The 4,588-nt window shown below is 69.5% G+C and carries 5 protein-coding genes; 1 reads left to right on the top strand and 4 read right to left on the bottom strand.

Annotation, left to right across the window (positions count from 1 at the left end):
• Window positions 1-104: 104 nt before the first annotated feature.
• The 4 genes from AC1DU6_RS20830 to AC1DU6_RS20815 form a co-directional block, all read right to left on the bottom strand.
• The gene (locus AC1DU6_RS20830; protein ID WP_477859289.1) at window positions 105-1,139 is read right to left on the bottom strand and encodes an alpha/beta hydrolase family protein; all 1,035 of its coding nucleotides are present in this window, start codon (window positions 1,137-1,139) and stop codon (window positions 105-107) included.
• Window positions 1,140-1,235: 96 nt separating this feature from the next.
• On the bottom strand, window positions 1,236-2,282 hold the full coding sequence (locus AC1DU6_RS20825) for a helix-turn-helix domain-containing protein (protein WP_477859287.1): 1,047 nt from the start codon (window positions 2,280-2,282) through the stop codon (window positions 1,236-1,238).
• Window positions 2,269-3,051 carry a ZIP family metal transporter gene (locus AC1DU6_RS20820; protein WP_056198584.1) on the bottom strand — a complete coding sequence of 261 codons (783 nt, stop codon included), beginning with the start codon at window positions 3,049-3,051 and terminating at the stop codon, window positions 2,269-2,271. Before AC1DU6_RS20820 ends, AC1DU6_RS20825 begins: the two co-directional genes overlap by 14 nt.
• Window positions 3,052-3,120: 69 nt before the next feature.
• A complete protein-coding gene (locus AC1DU6_RS20815; RefSeq protein WP_477859285.1) occupies window positions 3,121-3,981 on the bottom strand; it encodes a dienelactone hydrolase family protein in 861 nt (286 codons plus the stop codon).
• 62 nt (window positions 3,982-4,043) lie between these two features.
• On the opposite strand from AC1DU6_RS20815, the gene AC1DU6_RS20810 reads away from it, so the two are divergent.
• Window positions 4,044-4,588 (top strand): Ppx/GppA phosphatase family protein (locus AC1DU6_RS20810; protein ID WP_477859283.1); only part of this gene is annotated, 545 nt, incomplete at its 3' end.

The following is a 4,588-nucleotide window of genomic DNA, read 5'->3' as shown; positions in this document are numbered from 1 at the left end:
TTGCCGCTACCCGTGACTACTGAAACCATGTCTCTCTCCCAAGGATCGGTACTACTTAGGTAATCCAGGGTTGAGGTGCGCTGTTTAGCTTCTGTTTCAAATGGTCACATTTCGGCGCCAAGCAGATGCTGGCGAAAGAACCCCACCGTTCGCTCCACCCACGACGCCGTTATCGCGCGCCGGTCAAACCCAGGCGGGTCGCACAGCAGGTCGCATTCCAGGCGGCCAAGGTTGTYGGCCGGCGGCGGCGGTGCCAGCAATGCGCCATGGCCGGCGCCTTGCAGCGCAGCGATCAACTCGCAGCCCTGGCAGGCGGCCAGCAGCGGGTCGCTGTGAAAACGCGGCAGCAGCCAGCGGTCTCCATCGGCGGTGATCAGGCCCAGTGGCACGCGCGGCTTGGCGAGGGTCGCCAGATCGAAGTCGGCTGCCGCCGGCACACCAGCCACGACGGCGGCGATGCGCGGGTCGTTGTGGACCTGCGGCGTCGCGTCACGGAACTTCCAGTCGAGCACGTGCCGGGCCACCCAGAGCTTGAGGCCGTCAAACGCGCCGCCGGTCAGCCGCGTGGCCAGGCCGATGCAGCTGTAGAAGTCTTCCGCCAGGTCCTTCTCGCAATGGGCGCGAAAGCGCTCGGGCGACCAGGCCCCGCCGGCCAGGCTGAGCATGGTGTGGCCGCCGGCCGACATGCCGAAGCCGCCGACGCGGTCCAGCTTCAGGCCGGCAAAGCGTGGGTCGGCGGCAACGCGGTCGATGGCATGGCTAATCTCGGCGGGGCGCTGTTTCCAGCTGTCGGGGCCGGGGCGGCCGGGGTCGGTCCAGTTGTCGCCTCGGTGCAGGGGCAGCACGACCGTGAAACCGGCCTCGACGAGGGCCTTGGCCAGGGTCGTGTGCACCCAGGGGCCGCCGCCCGAGCCGTGCGAGATGGCGATGAGGCGGCCCTTGCCCGGCGCCGGTGGGGCATCCGGCGCGAGCATCAGCTGCAGGTCGCCGCGCGTTTCAGGCCGGCCGGCGGCGGCGGTGGGATAGAACAGCGTGACGGCGCCGCCGTCATCGTCGGCGAGCAGAGTCAGTGTGCCGACGGTGGCGGCGTGCGCGGAGGCACTCAGCGCCAGGCTGGTGAGCAGGAAGCGGAAGAACATGGCTGGCTCCTCGGAAGTTGAGAAGCCCTCAGCCTCGGCCACCCTGCCCGCCATGTCTGACCGAAACCCGCGCGTTGCAGGTTTCGGCGCTGCTTTTTAGGATTCGGCCAGCGCTTTCTGGCGAAATTCGGTCGGCGTCAGGCCGGTATCGGCCTTGAAGGCGCGATTGAAGGGGCCGATGGAGCCAAAGCCCACGTCCAGCGCGATGGTCAGCACCGGCAGGCCGCGCTCGCTCGGGTCGGCCAGGCGGCGCTTGGCCTCAAGCAGGCGCAGGCCGTTGACGAAGGCATTGAAATTGCGATGGCCCAGGCCCTGGTTGATGACGCGGCGCAGCCGGTACTCCGGCGTGCCGAGCTGCTCGGCCAGGCTGGCCAGGCTCAAACCCTCCTGTGCGTAGCCGCGGCCCTCGCCCATCAGCATGGCCAGCGCGGCGGCTAACGCCCGGTCCTGCGGGTCCTCGGCCGGCAGCGCGGGAGGTGGCGGCGGCGCGACGTCTTCGTCCCACAGGCCCGACACGCGCGGCCGCAACAGTTGCCAGGCGACGAGGCTGGTCAGCGTCAGCATCATGGCCACGTCGCCAAGCGCGGCGGCGCCGCTCAACGTGCCGTTCGGTGAGCCGATACGCAGGGCCACCATGACGACGGCATAACTTGCGCCGCCGCCGACGACGAGGCCGCGCAGGCGCCGGCGCTTTTCAACCAGGTCCACCCGCCATGGCCCCACCACGGCGGCCAGGCCCAGCGCCGCGAAAGCGATGGGCAAGGCCCGCAACAGCACGAAGGCGGGCCACCAGCCCCACCACAGGCAGATCGTCGCGCCGAACAGCGCAACGGCGGCCCACAGCACGCCATGCCAGGCGCGCAGGCGAAAGCCGTCCTCGAAGACGGCGCGCGCGAACAGCCAGAACAGCACGGCGGAGCCGAGCGAGATGCCAATGCCGGGTGCCTGGACGGCGCAGCGCAGCTCGTGTTCGACCCAGGGCGAGGCAGAAATGGCCTGCACGGCAGAGGACAGCGACAGCGCAATGCCCGTGCGCACGAGATCGGCGTGCCGTGCATGCCGCCAATGCGGCAGCAGCACCAGCACCACGAGGATCAGCACGGCAACCAGCGCGCCGCGCAACCCTGCGTCAATGAGTGCCATGCAGCAGCTGGGACACCGCGAAGGCCACGCCCAGGCCCACGCCCAGCCACGCGACCTGGGCAAAGGTTTCTCGCCAGGCCAGGCGCTGCTGCAGTTGGGGCAGCAGGTCGGCCACCGAGATGTAGATGAAGCTGCTGGACGCCAGCACCAGCAGATAGGGCAGCACACCCTCGAAGCCGCCGATCAGGAAGTAGCCCAGCACGCCGCCGACGACCGCCGCCATGCCCGAGATCGCGTTGAACAGCAGCGCCTTGCCGCGGCTGAAGCCGGCGTTGAGCAGCACGATGTAGTCGCCCACCTCCTGCGGGATCTCGTGGGCGACGATGGCCAGCGCCGTGGCGAAGCCCAGCCGCGTGTCGGCCAGGAAGGCGGCCGCGATGATGGCGCCGTCGCAGAAGTTGTGGATGCTGTCGCCCACCAGCACGGTCAGGCCGCCGCGSCCGGCCTGCTCGGCGTCGAAGTGGTGGTGGTGATGGTGGCCGTCGCCCTCGTGATGGTGGACGTGGCGGTAAAGCTCCACCTTCTCCAGCAGCCAGAAGAACAGCAGGCCGCCCAGCAGCACGGCGAACAGCACCTGCGGTTTGGCCGTGTGGCTCTCGAAGGCCTCGGGCAGCACGTTCAGCAGCGACGTGCCCAGCAGGATGCCGGCCGACAGGCTGACGAGGCTCTTGACGAGGCGGGTCAGCACGCCGACGGTCAGGCTCGCGGCAACGAGCACCGACAGCAGCCCGCCCGCGAAGGTGGCGAGCACGATGTAGAGAAGGGTCATGGAATCAGGCAAAAGCAACGGGCCACAGCCATGGACTGCGGCCCGAGGGCGGTCAGCGTAGCAGACGGGTCAAGCCACACCGTTTTTTCGGAACCACGCCAGCGCTCGCGCCCAGGCGTCGTCGGCCGCGGCCTTGCGGTAGCTGGGGCGGTAGTCGGCATAGAAGCCGTGCGGCGTGTCGGGGTAGACGACGAACTCGCATTTCGTGTTGCCCGCCGCCTTGAGCGCGGCTTCGAGCTGGGTCAGCGTCTCGACCGGGATGCCGCCATCGGCCGCGCCGTACAGCGCCAGCACCGGCGCCTTGATGCTCGCGGCGCGCTCGACGACAGTCTTGTCGCCAGCGTTGTAGTTGCGTGCCACCGGGCCGTACCAGGCGGCTGCAGCCGTCAGCCTGGGGTTGTGGGYCGCATAGGACCAGGTCGTGCGCCCACCCCAGCAAAAGCCGGTGATGGCCAGCTTGGCGGGATCACCGCCGTTCGCCGCCGCCCAGGCGACCGTGGCGTCCAGGTCGCCATTGACCTGGGCATCGCCCGCCTTGCTGACCACCTCACTGATCAGCTTGGGAATGTCGGTGTAGGCGCCGGCATTGCCGTGGCGTGCGAACAGCTCGGGCGCGATGGCCAGGTAGCCCTGCTTGGCCAGCCGCCGGCAGACGTCCGCGATGTGCTCGTGCACGCCGAAGATCTCGCAGGCCACCAGCACGACCGGCAGGTTCTTCCGGCCGGCAGGCGCCGCCCGGTAGGCCGGCATCTGGAAGTCGCCCACGGGGATGCTGACCGGGCCCGCCTCCAGGCCCGCCGTGTCGGTGGAGATCGTCTGGGCCGTCACCGGCAGCACGGCGGCCGCGAAGCCGCTACCCACCGTCGTCTGCACAAAGCTGCGGCGGCTGAAGTCGCGGGACGGCGCGAGGCTGTCGATCTCGTCTTTCAAGGTGGGGGCTCCAGGGTGAGATACGAAGGGAGCGTCAAATTTTGCCCCGACAATCCGCCGCCATGACGACGCGCCCTGATCCAGCCGGCCGAATCTGGGCCTCCATCGACATCGGCTCCAACAGCTTCCGCCTGGAGCTGGCCCGGTTGTCGGGCGAGCGCTACCAGCGCGTCAGCTACATCAAGGAGGCCGTGCGCCTGGGCGCCGGCCTGGACGCACAGGGCATGCTGACCGAAGAGGCCATGCAGCGCGGCCTGAATTGCCTGCAGGGCTTCGGCGAGCAGCTCGTCGGCATCGCGCCGGAGCGCATCCGCGCCGTTGCGACGCAGACCCTGCGCGAGGCGCGCAACCGCAACGCCTTCCTGGCCCGTGCCCAGGCCGTGCTCGGCCATCCCATCGAGGTCATCGCCGGCCGCGAGGAAGCGCGGCTGATCTTTGCCGGCGTTGCCCGGCTGCAGCCCTCCGACAAGCCCCGCCTGGTYATCGACATCGGCGGCCGCTCCACCGAGATGATCCTCGGCCGCGGCCGCAAGCCGCTGCTGGCCGAGTCCTTCGGCGTCGGCAGCGTCGGGCTGTCGGTGCGCTTTTTCGCCGACGGCCGCTACAC

It is taken from the genome of Roseateles sp. P5_B10 (assembly GCF_056400485.1).
Note: the sequence above shows the minus strand (reverse complement) of the source record. Positions and strands in the feature narration are given on the sequence as shown.

Excerpts from the sequence above, each read along its gene's own strand:
- AC1DU6_RS20825 (WP_477859287.1), bottom strand. The coding sequence starts at position 2,282 with ATGGCACTCATTGACGCAGGGTTGCGCGGCGCGCTGGTTGCCGTGCTG.